Source organism: Candidatus Microthrix subdominans, assembly GCA_016719385.1.
Taxonomy (GTDB): domain Bacteria; phylum Actinomycetota; class Acidimicrobiia; order Acidimicrobiales; family Microtrichaceae; genus Microthrix; species Microthrix subdominans.
The window spans coordinates 412,673-435,011 of the sequence record JADJZA010000007.1; the positions used below are offsets into that span (position 1 = coordinate 412,673).

General features: G+C 66.1%; 28 protein-coding genes. 16 read left to right on the forward strand and 12 right to left on the reverse strand.

The features are described from left to right. Positions 1 to 13: 13 nt before the first annotated feature. Together IPN02_12025 and IPN02_12030 are read right to left on the reverse strand one after the other, a co-directional pair. Positions 14 to 319, reverse strand: coding sequence for a helix-turn-helix transcriptional regulator (locus IPN02_12025; protein MBK9297535.1), 306 nt, complete (start codon positions 317 to 319; stop codon positions 14 to 16). Continuing rightward, positions 319 to 984, reverse strand: a complete 666-nt coding sequence (locus tag IPN02_12030) for a DUF2975 domain-containing protein (protein ID MBK9297536.1) — start codon at positions 982 to 984, stop codon at positions 319 to 321. The genes IPN02_12025 and IPN02_12030 overlap by 1 nt, the downstream gene beginning before the upstream one ends. A gap of 104 nt (positions 985 to 1,088) precedes the next feature. Between IPN02_12030 and IPN02_12035 the strand changes: the two genes are divergently transcribed. The 7 genes from IPN02_12035 (at position 1,089) to IPN02_12065 (ending at position 7,978) form a co-directional block, all read left to right on the forward strand. Further along, positions 1,089 to 2,045: a nucleoside phosphorylase gene (locus IPN02_12035; protein MBK9297537.1), complete on the forward strand. Its 957-nt coding sequence runs from the start codon at positions 1,089 to 1,091 to the stop codon at positions 2,043 to 2,045. A 178-nt stretch (positions 2,046 to 2,223) separates the two neighbouring features. Beyond that, positions 2,224 to 3,258 carry a MaoC family dehydratase gene (locus IPN02_12040; protein MBK9297538.1) on the forward strand — a complete coding sequence of 345 codons (1,035 nt, stop codon included), beginning with the start codon at positions 2,224 to 2,226 and terminating at the stop codon, positions 3,256 to 3,258. A 187-nt stretch (positions 3,259 to 3,445) separates the two neighbouring features. Then, positions 3,446 to 5,230, forward strand: coding sequence for an NAD(P)/FAD-dependent oxidoreductase (locus tag IPN02_12045; protein ID MBK9297539.1), 1,785 nt, complete (start codon positions 3,446 to 3,448; stop codon positions 5,228 to 5,230). A gap of 70 nt (positions 5,231 to 5,300) precedes the next feature. Continuing rightward, the gene (locus tag IPN02_12050; GenBank protein ID MBK9297540.1) at positions 5,301 to 5,657 is read left to right on the forward strand and encodes a DUF427 domain-containing protein; all 357 of its coding nucleotides are present in this window, start codon (positions 5,301 to 5,303) and stop codon (positions 5,655 to 5,657) included. Between the two features lie 130 nt (positions 5,658 to 5,787). After that, positions 5,788 to 6,330, forward strand: coding sequence for a hypothetical protein (locus IPN02_12055; protein ID MBK9297541.1), 543 nt, complete (start codon positions 5,788 to 5,790; stop codon positions 6,328 to 6,330). Positions 6,331 to 6,421: 91 nt separating this feature from the next. Then, positions 6,422 to 7,219 (forward strand): siderophore-interacting protein, encoded by a 798-nt coding sequence (locus IPN02_12060; GenBank protein MBK9297542.1) that lies wholly within the window; start codon positions 6,422 to 6,424, stop codon positions 7,217 to 7,219. A 150-nt stretch (positions 7,220 to 7,369) separates the two neighbouring features. Then, on the forward strand, positions 7,370 to 7,978 hold the full coding sequence (locus IPN02_12065; GenBank protein MBK9297543.1) for a hypothetical protein: 609 nt from the start codon (positions 7,370 to 7,372) through the stop codon (positions 7,976 to 7,978). A gap of 77 nt (positions 7,979 to 8,055) precedes the next feature. Here IPN02_12065 and IPN02_12070 read toward each other — a convergent pair whose 3' ends face one another. Beyond that, entirely contained in the window at positions 8,056 to 8,667 is a 612-nt protein-coding gene (locus tag IPN02_12070) for an AAA family ATPase (protein MBK9297544.1), read from the reverse strand. Here IPN02_12070 and IPN02_12075 point away from each other — a divergent pair. The 4 genes from IPN02_12075 to IPN02_12090 all read left to right on the forward strand — a co-directional run bounded on the left by IPN02_12075 (position 8,635) and on the right by IPN02_12090 (position 11,494). Then, the gene (locus tag IPN02_12075) at positions 8,635 to 9,993 is read left to right on the forward strand and encodes an adenosylmethionine--8-amino-7-oxononanoate transaminase (protein MBK9297545.1); all 1,359 of its coding nucleotides are present in this window, start codon (positions 8,635 to 8,637) and stop codon (positions 9,991 to 9,993) included. The genes IPN02_12070 and IPN02_12075 overlap by 33 nt on opposite strands. An 88-nt stretch (positions 9,994 to 10,081) precedes the next feature. Next, entirely contained in the window at positions 10,082 to 10,450 is a 369-nt protein-coding gene (locus tag IPN02_12080) for a DUF1971 domain-containing protein (protein ID MBK9297546.1), read from the forward strand. Positions 10,451 to 10,646: 196 nt separating this feature from the next. Further along, a complete protein-coding gene (locus IPN02_12085) occupies positions 10,647 to 11,111 on the forward strand; it encodes a nucleotidyltransferase domain-containing protein (protein MBK9297547.1) in 465 nt (154 codons plus the stop codon). After that, positions 11,108 to 11,494, forward strand: a complete 387-nt coding sequence (locus tag IPN02_12090; protein MBK9297548.1) for a hypothetical protein — start codon at positions 11,108 to 11,110, stop codon at positions 11,492 to 11,494. The genes IPN02_12085 and IPN02_12090 overlap by 4 nt, the downstream gene beginning before the upstream one ends. Here the strand turns inward: IPN02_12090 and IPN02_12095 are convergent. Beyond that, positions 11,491 to 11,721, reverse strand: a complete 231-nt coding sequence (locus IPN02_12095; GenBank protein MBK9297549.1) for a hypothetical protein — start codon at positions 11,719 to 11,721, stop codon at positions 11,491 to 11,493. The two genes, IPN02_12090 and IPN02_12095, sit on opposite strands and share 4 nt — an antisense overlap. Before the next feature lie 66 nt (positions 11,722 to 11,787). On the opposite strand from IPN02_12095, the gene IPN02_12100 reads away from it, so the two are divergent. From IPN02_12100 to IPN02_12110, 3 genes are all read left to right on the forward strand, one after another. Continuing rightward, entirely contained in the window at positions 11,788 to 13,242 is a 1,455-nt protein-coding gene (locus IPN02_12100; GenBank protein ID MBK9297550.1) for an alpha-galactosidase, read from the forward strand. 134 nt (positions 13,243 to 13,376) lie between these two features. After that, positions 13,377 to 14,273: an MBL fold metallo-hydrolase gene (locus tag IPN02_12105; GenBank protein MBK9297551.1), complete on the forward strand. Its 897-nt coding sequence runs from the start codon at positions 13,377 to 13,379 to the stop codon at positions 14,271 to 14,273. 222 nt (positions 14,274 to 14,495) lie between these two features. Then, a complete protein-coding gene (locus IPN02_12110; protein ID MBK9297552.1) occupies positions 14,496 to 14,765 on the forward strand; it encodes a metal-sensitive transcriptional regulator in 270 nt (89 codons plus the stop codon). 9 nt (positions 14,766 to 14,774) lie between these two features. On the opposite strand, the gene IPN02_12115 is transcribed toward IPN02_12110, so the two are convergent. From IPN02_12115 to IPN02_12140, 6 genes are all read right to left on the reverse strand, one after another. Then, complete coding sequence (locus IPN02_12115; protein ID MBK9297553.1) at positions 14,775 to 15,161, reverse strand: DUF1622 domain-containing protein; 387 nt, start codon at positions 15,159 to 15,161, stop codon at positions 14,775 to 14,777. Between the two features lie 94 nt (positions 15,162 to 15,255). Further along, positions 15,256 to 15,963 carry an SDR family oxidoreductase gene (locus IPN02_12120; protein ID MBK9297554.1) on the reverse strand — a complete coding sequence of 236 codons (708 nt, stop codon included), beginning with the start codon at positions 15,961 to 15,963 and terminating at the stop codon, positions 15,256 to 15,258. A gap of 16 nt (positions 15,964 to 15,979) precedes the next feature. Beyond that, positions 15,980 to 16,417: a nuclear transport factor 2 family protein gene (locus tag IPN02_12125; GenBank protein ID MBK9297555.1), complete on the reverse strand. Its 438-nt coding sequence runs from the start codon at positions 16,415 to 16,417 to the stop codon at positions 15,980 to 15,982. Between the two features lie 213 nt (positions 16,418 to 16,630). Next, positions 16,631 to 16,882 carry an AbrB/MazE/SpoVT family DNA-binding domain-containing protein gene (locus IPN02_12130; GenBank protein ID MBK9297556.1) on the reverse strand — a complete coding sequence of 84 codons (252 nt, stop codon included), beginning with the start codon at positions 16,880 to 16,882 and terminating at the stop codon, positions 16,631 to 16,633. 105 nt (positions 16,883 to 16,987) lie between these two features. Then, the gene (locus IPN02_12135) at positions 16,988 to 18,187 is read right to left on the reverse strand and encodes an acyl-CoA dehydrogenase family protein (GenBank protein MBK9297557.1); all 1,200 of its coding nucleotides are present in this window, start codon (positions 18,185 to 18,187) and stop codon (positions 16,988 to 16,990) included. A gap of 94 nt (positions 18,188 to 18,281) precedes the next feature. Further along, complete coding sequence (locus IPN02_12140) at positions 18,282 to 19,250, reverse strand: DNA-3-methyladenine glycosylase 2 family protein (GenBank protein ID MBK9297558.1); 969 nt, start codon at positions 19,248 to 19,250, stop codon at positions 18,282 to 18,284. A 166-nt stretch (positions 19,251 to 19,416) separates the two neighbouring features. Here IPN02_12140 and IPN02_12145 point away from each other — a divergent pair, with 166 nt between their 5' ends. Continuing rightward, the gene (locus IPN02_12145; protein MBK9297559.1) at positions 19,417 to 19,863 is read left to right on the forward strand and encodes a PA2169 family four-helix-bundle protein; all 447 of its coding nucleotides are present in this window, start codon (positions 19,417 to 19,419) and stop codon (positions 19,861 to 19,863) included. A gap of 122 nt (positions 19,864 to 19,985) precedes the next feature. Here IPN02_12145 and IPN02_12150 read toward each other — a convergent pair whose 3' ends face one another. Both IPN02_12150 and IPN02_12155 read right to left on the reverse strand, forming a co-directional pair. Further along, on the reverse strand, positions 19,986 to 20,501 hold the full coding sequence (locus IPN02_12150) for a hypothetical protein (GenBank protein ID MBK9297560.1): 516 nt from the start codon (positions 20,499 to 20,501) through the stop codon (positions 19,986 to 19,988). Positions 20,502 to 20,507: 6 nt separating this feature from the next. Next, the gene (locus IPN02_12155; GenBank protein MBK9297561.1) at positions 20,508 to 21,554 is read right to left on the reverse strand and encodes an ImmA/IrrE family metallo-endopeptidase; all 1,047 of its coding nucleotides are present in this window, start codon (positions 21,552 to 21,554) and stop codon (positions 20,508 to 20,510) included. Between IPN02_12155 and IPN02_12160 the strand changes: the two genes are divergently transcribed. Beyond that, on the forward strand, positions 21,450 to 22,262 hold the full coding sequence (locus tag IPN02_12160; protein ID MBK9297562.1) for a hypothetical protein: 813 nt from the start codon (positions 21,450 to 21,452) through the stop codon (positions 22,260 to 22,262). The genes IPN02_12155 and IPN02_12160 overlap by 105 nt on opposite strands. Positions 22,263 to 22,339: the final 77 nt, after the last annotated feature.

Here is a 22,339-nt window from a genome sequence, read left to right on the forward strand (position 1 = left end):
TGCGGGGAGGGGACTACCGCGGACGGTCCAGCTTGGCCTGGCCCAGCATGTTCTCGTCGGTGCTGCTCGGTCGTCGGTGCTGCTCGGTCAAGCCGGGTGAGCGCTCGACCGAGAACAGGTCGCCCGGCTGGCAGCCGAGCACATCGCAGATGGCGCTGAGGGTGGAAAAACGGATCGCTTTGGCCCGGTCGTTCTTCAGGATCGACAGGTTGACCGGCGTAATGCCAACCGTTTCCGCCAGGACGGTCAGGGTCATGCCCCGCTCGTCGAGGAGTCGATCGAGGTGGCAGCGCACCCGGTGTGGTTCCTCCGGCGGCATCAGATCGTCCCCGCTACCTCGTCCTGCAAGCTGATCCCGACGTGCCACACCCAGGCGAGCACGGCGACGCCCAGCCCGGCGACGAGCGGCAGGAACGACACGGTGAATACCATCTCGGTGAGGCCGGCGGCAGCGGAACGGCGCAGCATCAGCATCTCCGCCACGCCGGTGAGCATCGAATAGCCAGTTCCGCCGACGGCGATCAGCCCCGCCAACGTCCACAGTCGCCGCTCGTTTCGGGCGACGAAGGGATCGCCGAGGCGCGCTGAGCGGACGACCGAGTACACCAGCCAGAGTCCGGCGAGCACCAGCAGCGGACCGGACACCTGCCAGATCACCCAGATCACCCGCTGGTCCGGCCTCGGTTCAATGAAGGTGAACCGTGCAGTGACCGGTTTGCCGATCTCGACGGGTGCCTGGCTGTATGCGGGGTTGATTTGTTCGTTGTCGGAAACGATCGTTGCCTGATTGTCCCCAAATTCGACGGGAAAGGTGGGTTCGGCATCGACGAACGGGGAGCTGTCGCCGTAAAGCCCGAGTGCCGGCTTGTCGATCAACACGCCGGCGACGGAAAGCACCCCGAAGAGCATTCCGACGATCAACAGGCTCTCAAACAGTTTGATCACCAGAAACGAATCGTTGTCCGACTTTGCGTTCGTGGTCATCGTGATGCCTGCTTTCGTGGATGTCGGAGGTTCGACGCAAGGGATGCACCAGACCGGCGCCTCCGCTCGGTCTTCAAGGTGCCGCCGATGTATCGACTATCGATATGGTAGGTAAAGTATGCATATCGATAGTCGATACGTCAAGGCCTTCCTCCTGCTGCGGCACAGAGGTATCCATCGGGAGGCATCCATCAGGCGGTCGGTACCGGGCGGGGCTGGCGTGGTGGCAGGCTGTCGCCCGCCGGCCCATCGACCTGAAAGCCCCCAAGCACGTGAGTGCAGACACCAGCCCGTTGCTGCGGGTCAAGAGCTACGACCAGCCGTCGGTGTTTCAGCCGGCCAACCTGCTGCGAGAGGGTCGCCGCCAACTCGGCCGCGCTGAGGTCGATGTCCCGGCGGTGTGCCTGCTCGACCCGGACGGGGACATCGTCCGCCACCTGACCGACACCGGCCGGGCGGTCCGGCATCCGGGCTGGGCCTGCTACCACACGGAGCTGTGGACGTTCGACCTCGATGGCACCGAGGTGGGCGTCATCGGGTGCGCAGTTGGGGCGTCGTTCGCTGTGCTGATCGCCGAGCAGCTGTTTGTGTCGGGCTGCGAGCTGCTGGTCAGCGTGACCTCGTCGGGAATGATCACGCCACTCGCCGAGGCGCCCTACTTCATCATCATCGATCGGGCGCTGCGCGACGAGGGCACCAGCCACCATTACCTCCCGCCCGGCGACTGGGCTGCCGCCCCGCAGCGCCTCCTCGATCGGCTGGACGGGCGGATCGACGGCCTTGACCAGGGCGTCGTCACCGGCTCGACGTGGACGACCGATGCCCCCTACCGGGAGACCGAACAAGCCATCGCTGATGCAAGGTCGTGGGGTATCGCCGCCGTCGAGATGGAGGCGGCTGCCCTGTACGCCTTTGCGGCGGCCCAACAGCGGGACGTGATGTGTTTTGCTCACGTCACCAACACGATGGCGACCGACGGGGATGATTTTGAGAAGGGTGACGCCGGGGGCGCCCACGACGCCCTCGAACTGGTCTCCGCCGTCGTCGGGGCGCTCCGCTGAGGCTGCGGAAGACGTGGGAGACCCTCCCTGGGGAGGTGGTTTGCTCTGCGACGCGAAGCCCCGGCGTGAGCATGATGCACGCGCGTCCCTGGCCAGGGCCTCTAGCCCACCGCTCGTGGGAGTTTGTAGGTTGATGGGTTGCGAATGCGCTGGCCCCAACGATCAACCAAGGGACGAGATGACCAAGACCAACCCGGGCAACTTCTTCGAGGACTTCACGCTGGGCCAGGTGATCGAGCACGCCACGCCCCGCACGGTCACCGATGGCGACCGTGCCGTCTACGGGGCGATCTATCCCACCAGGTTCGCGTTGCCGTCCTCGGCTGAGTTCGCTAAAGCGTGTGGGCTGCCACAGCCTCCGGTCGAGGAACCGATCGGCTTCCACATCGCGTTCGGCAAGACCGTTCCCGACGTGTCGCTCAACGCGGTCGCCAACCTGGGCTACGCCGAGTGCCGCTTTCACCGGCCTGTGCTGACCGGCGACACCCTGAGCACCAGCTCCGAGGTGATCGGCCTCAAGCAGAACTCCAACGGCAAGACGGGCGTGGTCTATGTGCGCTCAACCGCCACCAACCAGCACGGTGACGTAGCGATCGACTGGGTCCGCTGGGTGATGGTGCACAAGCGCGACGCCGACGCGCCGGCCCCCGACCCGGTCGTGCCCAAGCTGGACGACGCGGTCGCAGCCGAGGACCTGATCGTTCCCGACGGCCTGGACTTCACCGGCTACGACTTCGTCGCCGCCGGGGAGCCGTACCACTGGGGCGACTACGAGGTGGGGGAGAAGATCGATCACGTCGACGGCGTGACGCTCAGCGAGGCCGAGCACATGATGGCCACCCGTCTGTGGCAGAACACGGCCAAAGTGCACTTCAACACCGAAGCCCGTCCCGACGGCAAACGCCTCGTCTACGGCGGCCACATCATCTCGATGGCCCGTGCGCTCTCCTTCAACGGCCTGGCGAATGCCCAGCTGATCGCCGCTGTCAACGCCGGGGCCCACACGGCGCCGGCCTTTGCGGGCGACACGGTGTACGCCTGGTCCGAGGTGCTCGACAAGGCCGAGACCCAAGCGCCAGGCGTGGGCGCGCTGCGCCTGCGGCTGGTCGCCACCAAGGGTCGCGACGAGTCGATGACCCTGCGCGGCGAGGACGGCAAGTACGCCGCTGGTGTTCTGTTGGACCTCGATATCTGGGTCCTGATCCCGGTCTAAAGGACGCGTCCTGCGGTGCGGTCGGCCGAGGGGCGGGACGTCGCCCATCGCTTAGCGACCCGGCACAGCCGTGTCGAGGTTGAGCCGGGTGCCACATAACCAGTGAGCTGACCGGTTCCTAACGTGCCCGCGTTGGCGTCAGCGGGCAGACTTTGGCCCGGAGGTCCCCTTGAACGATTCCCAGGTCATGTCGCAGCCCAACGATGACGCCCTCGCAGCCGCCCGCGAACGCTACAAGCGCGAGCGCGAGAAGCGTCTGCGCGCCGACGGTCTGGCGCAGTACGCACAGCTGACCGACGACTACGAGGAGTACGACCACGATCCCTGGGTCGAGCCGGGCTTCACCCGCGACCCGGTGGTCGAGGAGACCGAAGCGGTCATCGTCGGGGGTGGCTTCGGCGGCATGATGCTGGGGGTCAACCTGATCAACCGCGGCGTTACCGACTTTCGCATCGTCGAGAAGGCGGGCGACTTCGGCGGCACCTGGTATTGGAACCGGTACCCGGGCTGCCAGTGCGACGTCGAGTCGTACATCTACATGCCGTTCCTCGAAGAGACCGGCTACATGCCCAGCAAGCGCTACGCCCCGGCCACCGAGATCTTCGAGCACTCCCAGCGCATCGGTCGCCACTTCGACCTCTACCCCCACGCGCTGTTCCAGACCGAAATTGAGACAGCGGTGTGGGACGAGGATGTGTCGCGCTGGCACGTCACCACCACCCGTGGCGACCAACTCACCGCCAAGTTTCTGGTCACAGCCGGCGGCATCCTGCACAAGGCCAAGCTGCCCGCCATCGAGGGCATCAAGGACTTCGAGGGCCGGGCCTTTCACACCGCCCGTTGGGACTACGACTTCACCGGCGGCAGCCCCACCGAGCCGATGGACGCCTTGGCCGACAAGCGGGTGGGCATCATCGGCACCGGCGCCACGTCGGTGCAGGTGGTGCCCCAGCTCGCCCGCGCCGCCAAGGAGGTCTACGTCTTCCAGCGGACCCCGTCCTCGGTGGGCGTGCGGAACAACAGCTTCACCGACCCCGAGTGGTGGAAGACCCTCGAGCCCGGCTGGCAGGCCGAGCGCCAGGCCAGCTTCACCTCGGTCGTCAGCGGCGAGCATCCCGAGAAGGATCTGGTCGGCGACGAATGGTCGAAAATCTGGGGTACCGACACCCAGAGCGAGCCGGCAACGGCGGAGCAGGCCGCCGCTCTCGAACAGCACGACTTCGAGGTCATGGAGACGCTGCGAGCCCGCATCGACGACGTGATCGACGATCCGGAGACCGCCGAGAAGCTCAAGCCCTGGTATGGCAAGCACTGCAAGCGAGTCACCTTCCACGACGAATATCTCGAAGCGTTCAACGAGCCCAACGTGCACCTCGTGGACACCGACGGACGCGGTGTGCAGGAGGTCAACGCCAAAGGGCCCGTGGTCGACGGCACCCAGTACGAACTCGACCTGCTGATCTACGCCTCGGGCTTCGAGGTGACCACCGGGCTGGTCAGCCGGCTGGGCTTCGACCCGGTGGGCAAGGACGGCGTGAAGCTCAGCGAGCGCTGGGCCGACGGGGCGCACACGCTGCACGGCGTGCTCACCCACGGGTTTCCCAACCTGTTGATCTGCCACTTCGTTCAGGCCGGGTTCGGCCTCAACTTCACCCACTACCTGTCGCAGTCCACCAACCACATCGCCTCGATCATCGCGGCTGCCAAGGATCAGAACATCACTTCGATCGAGGCCACCGAGGAGGCCGAGGAAGCCTGGCTGGCAACGCTCTGGGAGGCCGGCAAGGGCTTTGGTCGCTACGCGGCCAAGTGCACGCCCAGCTACGGCAACTCCGAGGGCGCCCGCAGCATGGAGGCCGCCCGCAACATCGTCCACCCCGGCAACCTGATGAATTACGTGGCGTACCTGGAGGAATGGCGCGACGCGGGCGACATGCCCGGCACCGTCGTGGTGAGCGCAGAGAACGCCTGAGCATCCGTTTGTGTATCGGCTGGTCGGTTGCTTGCGGAATAGCTCGGACGGTGTCCGCGTTGCACCAGCCATGACCCAGGGACACACGATCAGCACGCACGCCGAAGACGTCCACGTCGAGGTTCGCCTCGGAGGTGAGCTCGTCGCCGATTCCCGGAAGCCGGTGCTGCTCGAGGAGACCGGGCTGGCGACGGCCTACTACCTGCCCAAGGACGACCTTTGCGCGGACGCCCGGCCGATCGAGCTCAGCACCCACTGCCCGTTTAAGGGCGATGCGTCGTACTGGACGATCGAGGTGGGCGACCGCACCCACGACGCGATCGCCTGGAGCTACGAAGAGCCCAACGAGGGCGCCGAGGACATCGAGGGCCGCGTGGCGTTCTTCGCCGACCGGGCCGAGATCCTCGTCGACGGCGTCGCCGTCTGACCCGCGCAAGTCGGGTTCTCCCTCGACCGACGCTCGGCCGGTCAACGGTCGAGAGCAAGGCTGCGACCGGCCGTCGACCCTTGTTGGGTCACGGTCAAAGGCACCTCGTCCCGGGTGACAGACTCGCCTCATGCTCGATCCGGCCCGTGTGTATGACACCGAACTCGCTGCGCTGTGTGTACCGGGTGAGGACGTCAAGGCCGCCCTCTCGTTTATCTACAGCTCCGGCCAGGAACTGACGGCCCAGCCGACCGACGACCGGGTGAGCTTCGACCCGTTCGACGGCCTCGACGTGCCTACATGGAACCGGGCCACCGAACGCCTCATCGGCGGGGTCAGCCTCGACGCCCGGCAGGGCACCGACGCTTCATTTCTCGTCGGCTCCGACGGGCGCGGTGTCGCGATGACGACCCTGGTGCTCACCAACGCACGGATGCTCGTCGTCAACCACAAGCCGAGCAAAGCGCCGACGGTTGGCTGGGAGCGGCCGCTCGACTCGGTCGCGGGAATTTCCTGGTCGCCTCGGCTTCTTCAATTCGGCCGCATTGAACTGCGGTTTCGGGACGGGTCGGCCGTCCGCCTGATGGCTGGGATGATCTCCCCGCTGGCAGCGAGACGGTTTGTCCGGGCCTGGAAGCGGTCGGTCGGTGGAGAGCCCAACCGGGCCGATTGACCCGGGGTAGCGCGAAACCATCGTGCGTTAGGCTGACCTAATAGACAGTTTGGTGGAGCGTTTCTCGGAGGCGAGACCATTGAGTATCCCCATGCAGTACGGACGGGTCGAGCGGCTGGAAGAGCTGACGCCCAACATGATCAGGGTGACCCTGGGAGGCGACGGCCTGGCAGGCTTCGAGCCGACTCCGTTCAGCGACCAGTACATCAACGCCCAGTTCGTGCCTGACGGAGCGCCCTACTCGACGCCCTTCGACGTCGACGAGGCTCGGGCGCTGCCGGCGGAGCAACGTCCGCGAGGTCGGCGAATCACCGTCCGGGCGTGGGACCCGGCAGAGCGCCTGCTGACGCTGGACTTCGTCACCCACGGCGACGTTGGGTACGCCGGGTCGTGGGTGCGATCCGCCCAGGTGGGCGACCTGTTGCAGTTCCTGGGCCCCTCCGGCTCGTACTTGCCGGACGCGGAGGCCGACTGGCACCTGTTCGTCGGCGACGAGACCGTGCTGCCGGCGATCGCCGCATCCCTTCCGCACATTCCGGCGGGGCGTCCGGTGGTGGCGGTCGTGCTGGTCGACGGGCCCGAGTGCGAGCTGGGTCTCGACTGCGAGGCGGACCTGACGATGATGTGGCTGCACCGCGACCGGTCCGGCCACGATCACGATCGTCAGCTGCGGGTGCTGGAGGACCTGTCGTTCCCGGAGGGTCGCGTGGACGGCTTCGTTCACGGCGAGGCCAGCGAAACCCGGGCGGTGCGCCGACACCTGCTCGCCGACCGCAACGTGGCCAGGGAGCACCTGTCGGCCTCGCCCTATTGGCGCTGTCGCTTCAGCGATGAGGACTGGCGTCAGGTGAAGAAGGATTGGGTAGCCGAGATGGAAGCCGAGGTCTGAGCCGGTCCCGGCGCGTGGTGTCGGCCACCGACTGCTCCTGCGTCAGCGGTGGGCTCGGCATGAACTTGTCCTAAAGGTTAGGTGTGCCTAACATTGTTGCATCGACGATCTCGGGGGGTCACCGGCGCCTCGTCCTAGGAGGAACAACCGATGAGTTCATGCGACCACGACGGAGCCCCGATCTCGGACCGGACCTTGGATGCCCTGAGAACGACCGCTGCGATTCTCGCCTCGGTCCCTCACGTGTCCGCCCGGGTGCGCACCACCAGGGGGGTCGTGGTCGAGGTCCGTTGGCCACCGTTCCCGGAGCTCGGGCATTCCGCCATGGCCGTCTGCACGTTTCGCCGGGCGGTGGCCAAGGCGACCCAGCTTCGACGGGAGGGCAAGGTGATCGCCATGTTGGGTTTCGGAGGCTCCGAACAGCCCAGGATCGACATTGGGTCGAGCGTTGCCGGCTCCGTGATGCCGGGCGGGATCCTCCGGGTGGAGTGCGAGGACTTCTGGCGTCACGTGGTGGCGGCGCCAGTGGGCGAGGCCATGGCGGTCCATGCACTCGATTCGCTCGACTCCTGCGCCGACGTCATCATGCGCCACGACGCCGAGCTGGATGTCACGGTGCTGCAGTTGCTGACGCCGGCAGGGGATACCGCCGCGTCGGCCGTCGCAGTCGATGCGTTGATCGACGCCGTCGCCGCCATCGGCGTGGCGGATCTCGAAGCCCGGCTCGGCCGTCCGGACCCGGCCTCAGCGCGACAGTAACGACACCCACGGTGCAACTGGGTGCGTTTAGTTCGTACAGGGTGAAGTAAAGACACCCAGACCAGGCATGGGTGTCGTTACTCCATCAAGCTGCCGGCGACGTCAGCGGCGATCTGCTCGCCCGTGACCTCCGACGTGTCGTAGGTCCAGCGGTTCGGGGGCAGACCTGGCCGGAGCGCTTCCGCCCGGTCGTAGGCGAGCCGCAGGATCGCTGGGTCCTTGGACAGGTCTCTGTTCGGATCGGCCTGAACCCGGTCGAGAGCGAGCTCGTAGGTGGTGTCCAGGACGAGCCAGTTCGGATTCGTCCCGTGAGGGAGTGCCTCGAGCAACGCATCGATTTCGCGAGGTTCGTAAAAGGGCCCATGAGCGATCACGTCGATGCCCTGGCACAGCCAGGAAGCGACGAGTTTGCCGTGCACCCGTTGAACCTGTCGGAAGCGCTCGTCGGTGATGGTGCCAAAGCCGCCGATCATCTCGACGGTGTCGTCGATGTCGACGGTCGCCACGCAGCGTCCTGCGCGTCGAAACTCTGCTGCGAGGAGTCGGGCGACGGTCGACTTGCCCGAAGCGATCGGGCCGGTGATGACGACGAGAAGTGCGATAGTGCCCAGTCTTGCCCGCCGCCCGGTGGGAGCGCTCCACCCATACTGGTGACCATGACCATCGATGGCCCTGCAGGTACCGATCACCGCTCGTTCGAACGGTTGGGGCGCCTTGGGCCGGCTGAAGCTGTGGCGTTCGACCAGGCGCACCTGTGGCACCCCTACACGTCGATCCCCGCCACCCCGGCGCCGCTGCTGGCGACCTCGGCATCGGGGTGCCGGCTCAACGTGCGCACCCCGGACGGGGAGAAACGCTCGCTCGTCGACGGCATGTCATCTTGGTGGGCGGCGGTTCACGGATACTCCCACCCCGCCCTGGTCGAAGCGGCGCGCAACCAGTTGGAGTCGATGAGCCACGTGATGTTCGGCGGGCTCACTCACGGGCCGGCGGTCGAGCTGGGACGTCGGCTGGTCGCGCTCACGCCCCCGGGGCTGGAGCGGGTGTTCTTCTCCGACTCGGGCTCGGTGGCGGTCGAAGTGGCGGTCAAGATGGCGCTGCAGCACTGGCGCTCCAAAGGGCAGCCCGACAAGAACCGACTGCTCACGTGGCGCAGCGGTTACCACGGCGACACGTTCATGGCGATGTCCGCCTGCGATCCCGATGGCGGTATGCACTCGATGTGGTCCGGGGTGGTGCCCGCCCAGCGGTTTGTCTCCGAGCCGCCGGCCGGCTTCGACGCTCCGATCGACGAGGCCTTTGTTGTCGAGATCGATCGTGCCCTTGAGACCCATCGCGACGAGCTCGCAGCGATGATCGTCGAGCCGGTCGTTCAGGGCGCCGGTGGCATGCGCTTCCACAACCCGGGCTACCTGCAGGTGTTGCGCGACCGCTGCGACCACCACGGCGTGCTGTTGATCTTTGATGAGATCGCCACCGGATTTGGGCGCACTGGGCCGATGTTCGCCGCCGAGTGGGCCAGGGTCACCCCGGACATCATGTGCGTCGGCAAGGCGCTCACCGGCGGCATGATGACCCTGGCCGCCACCCTGTGCACCGATCGGGTGGGGACGGCGATCTCGTCCGGCGAGGTGCCGGTGCTGGCCCACGGGCCGACGTTCATGGCCAACCCGCTGGCTTGCGCCACGGCCGTGGCCTCCCTCGATCTGTTGGTGTCCTCGGACTATCGCACCTCGGTGAAGCGCATCGAGGGATCGCTGTCGAACGGTTTGGCGGCGGCCGCCGACCTGCCGCAGGTGAGCGATGTGCGGGTGCTGGGCGCCATCGGCGTGATCGAGCTGGACCGCCCGGTCGACATGGGACGCGCCACGGCAGCTGCCATCGATGCCGGCGTGTGGCTGCGGCCGTTCCGCAACCTGGTCTACGCCATGCCGCCCTACATCTGCAGCGACGACGAGATCGCTGCGATCTGCACGGCGATGCGGGCGGTGGCCGAGGCGCACCCTCCCGCCTGAGAGGCCTACGCCTGGGGTGACGGGTGCATCACGAGCGTGCGGATGCCACCTGCCAGGATGGGCAGCCCCCATCGAAGGAGCCAACGCCATGTCCAGCCTTCCCACGCTTCCCGACGGTCTCGAGCTCACCCGCACCACCAAGGTGTTCGATAACGACACTGCCCCCGCCGGGCTGCTCAAGGCGCACCAAGTGGCCGAGGGCGTCTGGGCACGGCTCGTCATGCATTCCGGTTCGGCCGGGTTTGTCTTCGAGGACACGCCCGACGAGCTGATCACGGTTGCCGATGGCGGCAACGTGGTCATCCCGCCGCAGCGGCTCCACCACGTTGTTTTGGGAGAGCCGGCGACCTTCGTCGTCGAGTTTTACCGGCCCTCAGCCGAGGAAGAGGCGGATCGGGAGACGGTGACGTTCTCGACCGGCTTGCGCGGATCGCCGGGCCCCATCGACCCCGAATGATCGATATTCCGATCATATGATCGTATTTCCGGGCATATCTTGCTAAGTTGTGTGCATGGACCTCAGCGCACCGCTTTCGGATGTTGCTGCGGGTGTGCGCGGTCGTTTGCTCCAGCACCTCGCTCGGCTTGAGCAGCCGATCAGCCGCCGCAAGCTGGCATCGATTGCAGAAGTAGCGCCATCGAATGCCACCGAGGTGCTCGGCGAGCTCATCGTCGCCGGCATCGTCTCTGAGAGTCGAGCGGGCCGGGCTTCATTGGTGGAACTGAATCCACAACACCTCGCCGTCCCCCACGTCCTCGCTCTTGCCGGGCTTCGCGGTGAACTCATTCGGCGCCTCCGGGACCGGATGTTGACCTGGGAGAACCTTCGCGGCGCATGGCTTTTTGGTTCGGTCGCGCGGGGCGACGCGCACGCCGGATCGGATATTGATGTCTTGATCGTGGTCGATGACGTGAGAGCGGCCGGTCTCCACGACCAGTTGGCGCAGCTGCATGCCGACGTTTTGGGTTGGACCGGCAACGAGCTCCAAGTGGTTGAACACAGCGAGGAGTCGTGGGCCGAACTCGTAACAGCCAGGAACCCGCTGGTGGCCGAGATCCGTGACGATGGCGTGGTGCTTGTCAGCCGAACGCCCATCGGCATGGAGCGAGCATCGTGAGTCGTGCCAAAGGGATACGCAAGCCTTGCGATCAGACGCGCGCACGGCAGCGGCTGGTCGACGCCCGGCAGTTCTTGGAAGCTGCCGAACTGCTCGATGCCCCTGATGTGGTGGCGACCAATGCCATCCACGCGTCGATCGCTGCGGCCGACGCGATTACCTGCTCGGCGCTGGGGGAGCGGTCGGCCGATAGCGACCACGGAGCGGCGGTCGATCTGCTTCGTCAGGTCGATGCAAGCCTTGCCGCAGCGCTCAAGCGTTCACTCGACCGCAAAACGCAGGCAGCCTATGAGAGCGACGACATCAGCAATTCGGTTGCACTGAGTTGCGTGAAGTGGGCAAAGAAGCTCGTCAGCGGGGCGAATCGTCGCCTCGAAACCTAGTGATCTCCGGGAAGGCTCTTGAGCCAATGGTGATCGGCGGAGGGCGGGGGAGGGGATGACGTCGGCGGTCGGCCGGTGAAGCTTGGTCGAAGCGGCGCTACGCCCTTGGGAGAAGCCACGTCGACCCGTCGGACGCTCAGCCGGTAGTCACCGGCGGAGGCCACCGTTGCCGTGATCAGCCGTCCGCCGGGCACGTCGGTGTCCACCACATCGGCCAGGTTGCGCACGGTCACAGGGTGGGCGGCGTCATCACATCGGAGGTGCTCAGGCGCCGGGTCGGTATGGTCGGCGAAATGCCGACCCCCCACCTCGCAGCGTTCGACCCGTTCACCGGGCCTCCGCAGATGCACGGTGCCCGCCGGGTGGGAGTTCGGCCGGGAACCCATCTGATCCATCCGCTCGCCGTCACCGGCGAGCGCCCGCTCCGCTTCGAGGTCGTTGGGCTGCCCGACGGGCTTACCGTGGACGGCGACGGCATCGTCAGGGGAACGGCCCCGGCACAGCCGGGCGACCATGAGCTGACGATGGCTGCGTCCAACGAGTTGGGGTCGATCGCCGAGTCGGTCACCCTCTGCGTGGGCGACACGCTGGCGCTCACCCCGCCGATGGGCTGGAACAGCTGGAACGTCTACGGCTCGGCCGTCAGCGCCGAGGTGGTGTTGGCGGTGGCCCAGGCGATGGTCGACACCGGCATGCGCGACCTTGGCTACTCCTACATCAACATCGACGACTTCTGGCACGCCGCCGGGCGTGCCGCCGACGGTCGGCCGTTGGCCAATCCCAAGACGTTCCCCGGGGGCATGGCCCCGGTGGCCGAACGGGTGCACGAGCTGGGCCTGAAGTTGGGCATCTACTCCGACGCCGCCGAGCTCACCTGCGGGGGGTGTTACGGCAGCCTCGGCCACGAACAGGTCGACGCCGAGGCCTACGCCGAGTGGGGTGTCGATCTGTTGAAGTACGACTACTGCCATGCCCCCGTCGGTCGGGACGCTGCCATTCAACGCTACGGGGCGATGGGGCGGGCGCTCGCCGGGGCCGACCGGTCGATCGTGTTCAGCGTGTGCGAATGGGGCCTGCGCCAACCGTGGCGCTGGGCGGCCGATCTTGGCGGCTCCTACTGGCGGACCACGCGCGACATTTTCGACTCGTACTCCTGGCTGCCCCTCGGCGTGCGGGGTCTCGCCGCCCGCAACGTGAAGCTCAACCGCTTCGCCCGGCCGGGCCACTGGAACGATCCCGACATGCTGCTCGTCGGAAACCGTGGTCGGGGCAAGAGCACCGGCGAGCTGCGACTTCCCAAGGGGCCCCGGCCCAAGGTGTGGAGCTTTCGCGGCATCACCGACGTGCAGGCCCACAGCCACATGACGCTGTGGTCGATGATGGCGGCGCCGTTGCTCACCTCCCACGACCTGGCCTCGACCGGCGAATTCGATCGGCGGTTGCTGACCAATCCCGAGATCCTGGCGATCAACCAGGACGAGCTGGGCGTCCAGGCGCGCAAGGTCTCGCCACGCTTCCGGCCGTGGGTGTTGGCGAAGCCGCTGGTCGACGGATCGATGGCGGTGTCGATCACCAACATGGGACGTCGGTCGCGTCGGGTGCGCGTGCCGCTCAGCCAGGTGGGCTGGCACGGCACCGCCCAGGTCCGGGACGTTTGGCGGATGCAGGACGTCGGCCGATTGGATCGCCTCGACGTGGAGCTGGGGCCCTTCGCGTCGGTGGCCTACGTCTGTCGCCGAACTGGGTGACGGCGCCGAAGCCGCAAACCTTGGGCCGACGCTTCGTCGACGGGCCGTCCGGGATAGCTTCTGGACCTGAACGATGACGGAGGATGCCTTCACATATGGACCTACGGCGCATGACCCCGTCCGGCATCTCGGCGATGATCGACTCGGTCCGTCATCGCAACGATCCGAGCGTTCAGGCCGACCTCAACTGGGAACGCCACGGCGTCGACCTGCCCGCAGGCCTGGAGCTTCAATGGCTGGGCACGGCCGGGTTTCGCTTGGCCTACGGGGGGACGACCATCGTGATCGACCCGTACCTGTCCCGGGCGCCCCTCGGGGATCTGGCGCTCAACAGCGTGCTGCGCAGCGATGCGGCGAGGGTCGACCGGCTGATCCCGCATGCGGATGCGGTGCTCGTCGGCCACAGCCACTTCGACCATGCGGTCGATGTGCCGCACCTGGCCGCCGTCCACGGCTGCCCGGTGTACGGCTCGGCGTCGGTGCACCACCTGCTCGGCTTGTTCGGGTTGGCTGAGCGCTCGGTGGTCGTCGAGCCTCGCCGGCGCTACGAGGTCGGTCCATTTACCATCTCGTTCACCCCGAGCCTGCACTCGAAGCTGCTGGCGGGCCTGAAGGTGCCAAGCGACGGCGAGCTGACGTGTGACTCGCTCGACGACCTGGGCGGTCGTCAGTACCGGTGCGGCCAGGTGTGGGGGATCACGATCGAGGTCGCCGGCATCACGCTGTACCACCAGGGTTCGGCCGACCTGGCCGACGACGAGGTGACCACCGGCGATGTCGACGTGCTGCTGTGCGGGATCGCCGGCCGCATGTGGTCGCCCAACTTCACCCGCCGGATGATCACCGCATTCGACCCGTCCCTGATCGTTGCCCACCATCACGACGACTTCTTCCGTCCGGTCGATTCCAAGATGGGCTATTCCTTCAACGTCAACCTGGGTGGGTTCGTCGAGGAGGTCGCCGCTGTCGACCCCAACCTGCCGGTGCGGTTGCTCCAGCCGCTCCAAACTGTGACGGGCTCAACAGCGTAGGGGGTTGCCCCCGGGTACCCCCGGGGGTATGCTGACGAACATGTGCCAACGAGTGACGTGTTCAACATGCCAGCGCCCGACCTACGCCGGATGTGGTAGCCACATCGAGCAGGTGTTGGGCGATGTCCCCCCTGCCGATCGTTGCCAGGGCCACTCCCGAAGCGCGGGTGATCCCACTGCCAAGCGTTCTTGGTTCGGGCGCCGCGGCGCCAACGTGTAGCGGTGGACCTGCCCGAGGAAGTCGTTGACGACCTACGGAAGCGCCTTCGCCGCATCGGTGGGCAGATCGAGGGTATCGAGCGCATGCTCGACGACGGCCGGGAGTGTCGCGACCTCGTCACCCAGATCTCTGCCGCCAACCGGGCGTTGGAGCGGACCGGGTTCCGCTTGGTCAGCGCCGGGATGACCTACTGCATCTCCAACCCCGAGGCCGCCGAGGCTGACGGCTATCCGATCGACGAGGTCGAGAAGATGTTCCTGCGCCTGGCATGAACGGTCGATCTACGCCGGAGGAGGTTCCTTGGTTTGAGCCTCCCTGGCCTGCTCGGCCTCGAACTTCTTCTTGCGCCACGGAGCGATGCCATCGACCTCGGCATCGAGCGAGAGGCTCAGCACGGTTCGCACGACGACGAGCACGCCCAGGGTGACCACGCTCTCGACCGTGCTCTCCACCGCCACGGTCTTGATCACGTCGGCGGCGACCAGCACCTCGAGGCTCAACAGCAGGGTGCGGCCCAGGCGGATCCGGCTCTGCTCGTAGGCCGGCTGCTTGCGGATCAGCGCAACGACGGTGGTCCATGCAACCAGCACGGCCCCGACGATCAGGATGCCCACCCCAACCAGCTCGAAGGCTTGGGCAACCTTCGACATCCCCTCGGTGAACTCCATCGCGTCTCCTTCGTAGGCTTACGTGCTCGCCCACGTCGAGGTCGACGTGGTGGTCGGGTCGCTTCGGACGGCGCTGCCGCGCCGCCGAAGCGGGTCAGGCGCTGGCACCGCCGTCGATCTCCAGCGTGGTGCCGCTGATGTTGGCGGCCTCGCTCGATGCCAGGTAGGCGACGGCGGCGGCCACCTCCACGGCTTCGACCAATCCCCCCATGGGTGACATCGAGCGCTGGAGCAGCGTCATGTCGGCGTCCTCGGGCAGGTGGTAGTCGCTCAGGAACGGGGTGTTGACCGCACCTGGGCACACGGCATTCACTCGCACGCCCGTCGACGCCAGCTCGACCGCCATCGACTTGGTCAGCGCGATGACGCCGCCCTTCGATGCCGAGTAGGCCGCGTTGTAGGGGGTGCCTCGAATGCCCGACAGCGACGCCATGTTGACGATCGCGCCGGTCGTCTCGAGCAGGGCCGGCAGCGCGGCCTGGGAGAGGAAGAATGTGCCGGTGAGGTTCACCTCGATCAGCTTGCGCCATTCCTGCGGGGTGACGTCCTCGATCCGGTTGCCCGCCCCGATGCCGGCCACGTTGACGAGGATGTCCAACTGCGCGTGCCGCTCGAGCGTCTCAGCGATTGCCGCAGCGCAGGATTCGGGGTCGGTGACGTCGCAGATGACGCCGTCCTCGATCTCGGCGATGTCGGCGGCCACGACGGTGGCGCCCTCCTCGACGAGGCGATCAACGACAGCAGCGCCGATGCCGCTGGCGGCTCCCGAGACCAACGCAACCTTGTTCTCCAACCGTTCCATGTGAGTGATCCTGCCTTCAGGGTTCGAACGTGAGGTGATGTCCGAGGGTACCGGTGAGCCCGACGAACATCTCGCGAGTGTCGAAGCGCCAGCGCTCGTTTACCCGGTGGAACGTGTCGTGATAGCGGCCGGTGATGATCGCCTGCAGCGGCAGCCCGTCGGTGCCTTGAAACACCGTGTAGTACGAACTCGCTGAGGCGGACGCTCCATCGTCGGCGACGGTCACCGCCAAGTTGGTGGTGACGTGGTGGGTGCGGGGCGTGCCGTCTGGATGGATGCGCACCGCAGCCTCGTACATGGCGCGCACCTGCTCGGAGCCCTCGTAGACCACGCCTGGGGCTGCCTGGATGCGGCCGTCGGAGAACAGAGCGGCCACGCCGTCCAGGTCGCCTAGATCGAATCGCTCCGCATACGCATAGATCAGGCTCTCGATCTCACGCTCACTGTTCCCCACGGCACCGGATGATACTGATGCCCCATGGCGACCGACTTCTCAGGCCGGTCCGGTCACCAGCTCGTAGCTGATTTTAAGTCGGCGGTAGGTCGGCTCGGCCCGCTCGTCGCGGGTGAGAAGGATTCGCTCATCGGCGTGAGCAGTGATGGGCGTGGGTGGTGTCGAGCGCTGGAACCGCGACGCTCGTGTCGCAAGCGAATCGCAGGGTCCCGGTCACCGCTGCATTGCGTCCCGAAGTCGGTTGATCACTTCGTCCGTCACTGGTTCATGGTCGCCCTCGGGCGCCAGAAGCACCAGGAAGCCGTCACGTTCTTCAATACGACGCTCCCTTGACACCACAGGCTCCATGCGGATGCCGACGCCATCTTCGTGGATAGTCAACTTCGAATCGGGTCCAATTCCGAACGCCGTGCGCAGCTGCTTGGGGATCACGACTCGACCGACCTTGTCGACTGTTACTTCCATGGGCGCGAGGCTACCCACCATTGGGAATCGATTCCCATCACCGCTGGGTAATCCTGGATTCCCGATGGTGATGTATGTCGCCCTCGATGGGTTCGCCTCGGGCGGCTAGCCGCGGGGAACGTCGATCCAGGGGATGTCCTTGTCGCTGCGGGGCTCACCGGGGAGGCCCAGCACCTGTTCGCCGAGGATGTTCTTCATGATCTCGGTCGTGCCGCCCTCGATGGTGTTGGCCCGTGCCCGCAGAAACGCGTGGCCGGCCGTTCCGCCGGTGAGGGCAGCAATCGTGGGACGCCGGAAGGTGAAGTCGTAGTCGATCTGGCCGGCAGGGCCCATCACATCGAGCACCGCCTCGGAAATGTCCTGGTTCAAGATGGCGCCGACCGCCTTGCCCACCGAGCCCTCGGGGCCGGGGTTGCCGGACTTAGCCGCCTGGGCGGCGCGCCAGTTGGTCAGGCGCAGCACCTCGGAGCGGACGTACAGCGCCATGACGTCGTCGCGGACGCCGGGGGCGAGCGTGTCGGCGTTGGCCGTGTAGGCGCTGACCAGCTCAGCGATCGGGCCGCTGCCCGGCTTGGGCGCGTTACCGCCACCACCGCTTCCGCCGATGGCGGTGCGCTCGTTCATCAGGGTGGTCAGGGCGGCCCGCCAGCCCTCGCCCTCGGCGCCGATGCGGTCGGCGTCGGGCACCCGCACGTCGGTCATGTAGACCTCGTTGAACTCGGCCTCGCCGGTGATCTGGCGCAGCGGCCGCACGTCGACGCCGGGCGCCTTCATGTCGAGGGCGAAGTAGGTCATGCCGCGGTGCTTGCGGGCCTGGGGGTCGGTGCGGGCGACCAGCATGCCCCAGTCGGCGATGTGGGCGAGGGTGTTCCACACCTTCTGGCCGTTGATCAGCCACTCGTCGCCGTCCTTGATCGCCTTGGTGCCCAGGCCGGCAAAGTCCGACCCGGCGCCGGGCTCGGAGAACAGCTGGCACCACTTCTCCTCGCCGGTAAACATCGGGCGCAGGAAGCGCTGCTTCACCTCGTCGGAACCGTGGGTAAGGATCGTCGGCGCGGCCAGGGCGATGAAGAACTGGGACAGGTCCATCGGTGGTGCGCCCGCTTCGGACAGTCGCCGGTTGACGTTCTGCTGCAGCTGGGGTGCCACACCCAGCCCGCCGTTGCCCTCCGGGTATTGCACCCAGGCCAGCCCCGCATCGAACTGGTGCCCCCGGAACTCCTCGTAGCCTTCGGTCGTCGGGTCGTGCTCGGCCAGCAAGGCGTCGAGGGCGGCGTCAACCTTGGCTGTATCAGCGTTTGTCATGGCTGTCAGTATTCCAGGGAGGACCACTGCCGTGCCGGGCGGAATGAGTTCACGCTTTGGCTCGGCGCCCGGTTACCGCCGATCCAACCTGTCCTCACGGGTGGATGTCGCCCCGCTCGGCCAGCCCGTCGAGCAGCATGTGGAAGTACATCATCCCGGCGTAGGGCGCCCAAGGCTCCATCAGCGTCAGGATCTGTTTGCGATCCGGCGGTGTCGGGAGCGCAAAGAACCGCTGGAGTTTGTTGCGGGCCCCGACATCGTCGGCCGGAAACACGTCGATGCTGCCAAGACCCCGCAGCACGACGTACTCCGCCGACCAGCGCCCGATCCCCCGAAGCCCGGTGAGCAAATCGGTCGCCGTCGCCCGGTCGGCAACTTCCAGCGTCGCCTCGTCGATAGCGCCGGTCAGCACGGCGTGGGCGCAGTCCATGACGTACTCCGCCTTGCGCATGCTGAATCCCAGCTCACGCAGGTCGTGGATCGACCCGCCCAGCACGGCTGCGGGTTCGGGAAAGGCGATGAGACCGTGGCCATCTGCCGGGTGCTCGCCGAAGCGTTCGGTGATGCGGTTGAGCAGTTCGATCCCGACCTCGAGGGAGAGCTGTTGGTTGGCGATTGCGTTGACGAGCGCCTCGAACAGCGAGGGAAACCGCGGCGGTTTCACCCCGCGGAGGCGGTCGGCGAGCGGCCCGACCAGGGCATCCTCGTCGGCCAGTGCGTAGAACCCGCCCAGGTCGATGTTCGTGCCCAGCATGCGCACCAGCTGAGTTTCTATCGAGTGGCGTTCTTCCGCCGAGCGAAAGCCCCCGGTCAGGCTTCTGATGATTAGGCACGGGTCGTCGGGCCCGCCGCACTGTTCGATCTCGACGGTCACCGCCCGATCTCCGGCGAGGAGTGCTCGCCGGTAGGTGCCGTCCCAGCGGTCGATCTGGTTGCGTTTGCGGCGCCGCAACGCCCAGGCGGTCAGGTCGAGGCGAAAGGGTGCGCGTGGCCGCAGCACGACGTGGTCGATGCGATCGTCGTTCTCACCTGTCAGCGCGTCGATATCGATTCCTCCAAGCACTCGCCTGGTAGACCACACCTACCCGCGCAGCCGTCGCCCCAACCGTCGGGTCGCCATCTCCGACTGCCGGAGGTGGCGACTCTCGGATGAGTAAGAATTTGGGGTGCTGCGTTTTGTCGTTGATGCTGACGGGTACAACTGTCCTCCACCAACACGAGGAGTGCGTATGTCCAACGACGCCCGGGTGACCAAGAACATCGTCGAATTACTTGAGGACGGCAAGAAGGGGTTCGCTCACGCTGCGGACAAGCTGGCCGACTCCAACCGGGCGGACCTGGCCCCCATGTTCCGTGAGTTCTCAGAGCAGCGGGCCGGTTTCGCCGCTGAGCTCACGGCGATGGCTGCTGCCTACGGCGACGAGGTCGAGGAGCACGGCTCTGTCAAGGGCAAGATCCATCGTGGCTGGATGGCCGTCAAGGACGCTCTGTCCGGGTCCGACCCGGACGGCGTGCTCGACGCCGCCGAACAGGGTGAGGACCACACCGTCAGCGAGTACAGCGAGGCTCTTGAGGACGACGTTTCACCAATGCTTGAGGAAGTGCTCCGGCGCCAAATGGCTGCGGTGCAAGCTGCCCATGATCAGGTGAAGGCGTTGCGCGACGCGACCGACTGAGTTCGGCTCCACGCCGTTCCCAACGGGCCCTTATCCGAGAGCGTCGCTCCTGGGTGAGGGTCCGTCGTCGCGTGCGGCTTACAACATATAGATGCGACTCGGAGTTCCTGACGATGGGAAACTCAGGCGAGAGCTGAACGCAGATCGAAATCGTAAGGTATCCGGTCAGCAGCCTTCATCTGCTGGATCAGAGCCTCCGCTTCGGGTTGCCTGATGTCATCCATGTGCACAAGTTCCACTACAACGTCGGTGGGCCATATCACCTTGACTCGATCGAACTTCGCACGTCTGGCGGCATCCCGGTCTGCTGTGAGAAACGCTTCAGCGCCACGATCCAGCGCCAGGACAATCGACTCGGCTTCTCCCAAGTGTTCGTTCGGGTGATCACGCGGTGCGCTGAGACCAGCGCGGACCTCAAATGCACGGAGTGCCAGCGGCCCCTCGAGTTGCACCGGTTCGGGCAGCCACTCCAGGTCCAGAACGTCAGCCAGGAACGCGTGATTCTGAACATTTCGGTCAATCTCACTGTGTACGGCGCCGGTCCAGATCATTCGGTGGGCGATCCGAACGCCGAGTAGGTCCAGACGTCCAACTTGGGCGAACGTCCACAACGGCCCGGTGTCCACCACGATCTCCACGGTGCGTCAGGCGCCGGAGTCGTCGAAGTCTGGGATCGTCGCCGCAGCTCGACGGGCCGACAGTGCCCCCGCTTCGACGGCGGAGCGCACCGCCTGTTCAAGCCGGACCGTGATTCCCATTCGTCCCTGAGCGTCGCTGTCGGCTCGGTACTTGTCCAGGCGATCTGCATCGCTGGCCAGGTCTATCGCCGATTTCGATCGGAGCTCGCGAGCGACGTCTGGCTTGCGTTCCCGTTCGAGGGCCACGGCCATCGCTTCCTTGCTGAGCCCGTATGAGTAGGCAAACTGCACTGCCTGCTTGGCGTTCTGAACGTCGGAAACGACCACAGGAGGCAGCAGAAACTCGCTGGCAAAGCGGTTGGCTTCCTGCTCGTCGTGTCCCTTTTCCTTGGTGACATCGATGTCGATGCACGGCCCACCGTTGAGGTGGCCGAGCACCCAGTGCCCAAGCTCGTGGGCAAGAGTGAAGCGTTGCCTCCCGCCACGCCTTCCAGTGGTGTTGACCACAGCAACGGCGTTGTTGGCGTCGCTGACGCAGACACCGTCGAAGTCGTCGTCAAAGGGCTCGTAGCGAACTGCGAGACCAACTTCGGCGCAAGCCTCCAACAGGTCGGGTACCGGGTCGAGGCCGAGCCCCAGGTGCTCACGAACCTTTGTCGCGGCCAGGCGGCTTTGCTCCTTCGGCATGTCCGCGATCGAAGGTGGGGATCCGAACCCCGGCGACAGTCCGTCGCGCTCCAGCATCCGCATTGTTCGGAGTATGCCCAATGCAGAATCGCTCCCAGCGGTGATGTCGCCGTTGGAGTGGGCGCGGGCAGCGACCGACACCTGCAAGAGCGAGTCGTCCTCCAGCAGGTCGAGCGGGTCGATGTGCAGCATCGCGGCGATGTCGGCCATCTCCACCGTGGAGAGACGGCGCTCACCGCTTTCGATCAACGAGATCTTCGATTGGTTGAGCCCCGCCATCTGTCCAAGGTCCCCCTGCGTGAACCCGGTCTTCCTTCGGGCATCTCTAACACGCCGACCGATCGCCTTGTCATCCACAGCACCCATGAGTATGAGCTTATCGAATACTGGGGACAATTGGCCTCTCGGGCCAGACCGGCGTTGTTGGTGTGGTCATTCCCGAGGACGAATATGGTTGTTCTTACACGTCTCAGCAGGGGGAATCAGTTGAACGAGGACCGCAAACTTCTGGTTCGGCGCGCTGGTTCAGCATGGGCTGAGCCGGAATCGTCTGCGTACGAGAACGAGGCCCACCTACAAGAGATTCTGGCGGCCGATCCATCCCAGATTCCGGGGGTTGATGCTGCACCGTTGACGGCCATCGAGTTGCCCACTGCCGGTGGATTCGTCGATGTCTGTGTGGTCGGCCGGAATGGCTCGATCACGGTGGTCGAGTGCAAGCTCGCCTCCAACAGTGAGCGACGTCGCATGGTGATCGGCCAGGTGATCGACTACGCCGCAGCGATCTGGCTGGACGGCGCCGACGCGTTTCTTGCGTCTTGGGAGCGGTGCGCCGGAAAGGATCTTGCTGTCGAACTCGATGCAGAAGCTCTCGAAGCCCTTCGTGCCAGCATCACCGAAGGTCGCATTGACCTGTGCCTGGCGGTCGACAAGATCGACAGCGACCTCCGTCGCTTGGTGGAGTACCTCAACCAAGTGACGGCCCCCGAGGTTCGGGTCACGTCCTGTCATGCGCCAGTTGAAAGGGACCGGGGCTGCGCCAGCTGCATGGGACCACTTGTGAGGGGTCGTTGAGGTCGGCGGGGTGATGATGGCGGGTGGCGGAGTTGGCGTCAAGAACCTGGGGTGGTGACCGGTCTGGACGGCGGTGC